This is a genomic window from Flavobacterium macrobrachii (assembly GCF_014486675.1).
Lineage (GTDB): Bacteria > Bacteroidota > Bacteroidia > Flavobacteriales > Flavobacteriaceae > Flavobacterium > Flavobacterium macrobrachii.
The window spans coordinates 1-1,164 of sequence record NZ_JACTAC010000156.1; the positions used below are offsets into that span (position 1 = coordinate 1).

Annotated in this window: 2 protein-coding genes; both read right to left on the bottom strand. The window is 29.5% G+C overall.

All coding sequences use genetic code 11. The features are described from left to right. Positions 1 to 15 precede the first annotated feature (15 nt). Entirely contained in the window at positions 16 to 378 is a 363-nt protein-coding gene (locus IAI56_RS15690; protein ID WP_187658755.1) for a hypothetical protein, read from the bottom strand. A 105-nt stretch (positions 379 to 483) separates the two neighbouring features. Then, positions 484 to 939 (bottom strand): hypothetical protein, encoded by a 456-nt coding sequence (locus tag IAI56_RS15695; protein WP_187658756.1) that lies wholly within the window; start codon positions 937 to 939, stop codon positions 484 to 486. Between the last annotated feature and the right edge of the window lie 225 nt (positions 940 to 1,164).

Genomic DNA, 1,164 nt, shown 5'->3' on the forward strand with positions numbered 1-1,164 from the left:
ATTGTGCGGTCGGGTTTATATCCAATTGAATTCTTTTAACACTAAAACATATAGTGCAATTAATAATATCGACCACATTTCGGCTACAATCATCTGTTTTGAAGTTTCTGCAAGTTCTTTGTTGCTTAAGTTTCCGTGAATGAATTGAAAAGAAAAACTTAAAACAAAAGCAAGTAAAGGCAAATTATGATTATAAACTTTTAACCAAATTAAATTTATGAAAAACCATGTAATTAGACCACCAACCAACATGCTAAATAAAATGTTATTGGTTATTTTATTAATTATTCCTCCTATCAAAGAAACAGGAATAGCTTGAATAGAAAAGTATTGAATTAAAATCAATATCACATAACCTAAAATTATTGTCCAATTCATAAAAAGGTGGTTTAAATATTCCTCCACAAAAAAGGAATTAAGTTTAAATTAAATATTATGTCAATAAGCATGCGTTTTAAATATATTGCAAAAAAAGATGACAAATCAATAATGATAATCAATAAACATAGATTTCATTTCAGTATGCGACCTTACTGGAATTATATACTCGTCAAAATCGGTTTTAGATGATTTAATTCTAAAAATACCCATTAAATGTGCATTTGCAATAACACCTAAATTCGCTAATATGTCAGCTACATTTTCATTCTTAATATTTTCAAGCATATTGAAGTTTTTATCTTCAAAGAATACAACAAATCGCGAAAAAGTTGTTATTGAGCAGATATTACCATTTTTACAGATTTCTACGTTAATAGTAAATTCAATAAAATTTTGGTTAATTGAATGCCCTCCAGAAATTACAGGACGATGGTCTACAAGACTTGTCAATTCACGTTCTTTTTCGTATTGTTTTTTTTCTATTGTAAAACTTATTAGTTCTACTTCTAAAAGCTGTAATTGTACTTGCATATTTTCTTTTATTATGGTTTCTACCAACCTGACGCACAACGTTTCGCAGCTTGCAGAAGTGGCGGATTAAGGAATCCTAAACTTTCGGTTAAACACTGATTTTGCAAGTACAAAACCAACTTTAAATTAAGCCCATAACCCGCCATTTTTGCAAACTGCTGTGTGTGCCCTGCATGAGCAGGACACACGCTGTAAGCTCGAATAAAAATTGAAAATTACAAATTTCAGATTATAAAACAAACTTACAACGTG

Coding starts and splice junctions, on each gene's coding strand:
- IAI56_RS15690 (WP_187658755.1), bottom strand. CDS start 378: ATGAATTGGACAATAATTTTAGGTTATGTGATATTGATTTTAATTCAA.